We start from the raw sequence: 1011 nt of genomic DNA, 5'->3' as shown, positions 1-1011 counted from the left end.
ACGTCTGTTGAATCCCCAGGTGAGCGAATCCGTTCGAGACGCCATTCGAGACCGTGGCACCATGTACCGCATGACGACGAACCGAAAGGTCCATGCCGCGTAGACGGCCAGGACACATCCGTGCCGGCGCCCGCGGCAGCCACCGGACCACGGGTACAAGGCCGGTCATCGACGGTCTGTCTTCGCGTGCAGTCTCCGAGATCATCCGTCTTGAGCACACCCGCAACTATCTGCAGCCAGGCGAAGTCAGCGCGTCTGTGAGTCTGTGGAAGGACTACGTCCACCAGCCCGAGCGCACCCTGTGGCACGACTACGAGTGGGGCAACGTGCACTGGTACTGCTGCGGCAACCCTCTCGAAGCCCGAGCCCTCCTCGACACAGTGATGCAGGCCCTATCACCACGAAGCGCCCGCGAACTTCGAAAGATCGTCAACCGGTCAGACGCCGTCTGGAACCTTCCGACCCCGCCCTACGACGCGGCTGGAAGATAAAGAACAAGCCAAGCTTGTTCTTTAACTTTCGTCCGTCAGCTGCTTCTGCGTTGCGGCCTCGTGAGCTGTGAGTTCTTCGGGAGTACCAGGGAAGGCAGGACCACATCCCGCAGGGAGGCGTTGGACCACCATGGCGATGGCGTCTTGAGCTGTGAGGGCTGGCCCCACCGTCTGGGTTCGAAGGGGGCCCGAGACCCAGTAGGTCTCTCCGGCGGCGGGCTGGATGTAGGGGATGTCCCAGGTCCACCGCTGGCCGGTGCAGCGACTGAAGTGAAGTTCGCCCATCCCGGTCCAGGGAAAAAGTTGCCGCAGGCGGGGTTCCGCGTAGGCCGCTTCCAGTAGTTCCGTCCGCACACGTCCGTCGTCACGTACCGTCTGCCAGCCTGCTTCAACGGCGGCATCGCCTGCTGCACCCCTGTTCACTTCCCCATCGTGCACGAGGAGGACGGTCATCGGGTACCACTTGATTGACCGAATGGTCTCTCGAACTTGATCACCCGGAACGGAGTCCGCCGGACGC

1 protein-coding gene is annotated in these 1011 nt (G+C 62.8%); it reads right to left on the bottom strand.

The genetic code is table 11. The features are described 5' to 3' along the window. Window positions 1–512: 512 nt before the first annotated feature. Window positions 513–944, bottom strand: a complete 432-nt coding sequence (locus tag BGM09_RS38240) for a DUF6193 family natural product biosynthesis protein (RefSeq protein ID WP_223187928.1) — start codon at window positions 942–944, stop codon at window positions 513–515. Between the last annotated feature and the right edge of the window lie 67 nt (window positions 945–1011).

Origin of the sequence: Streptomyces sp. CBMA29 (genome assembly GCF_014596445.1) — a bacterium.
GTDB lineage: Bacteria > Actinomycetota > Actinomycetes > Streptomycetales > Streptomycetaceae > Actinacidiphila.
This window is presented reverse-complemented; position numbering and strand designations above follow the sequence as displayed.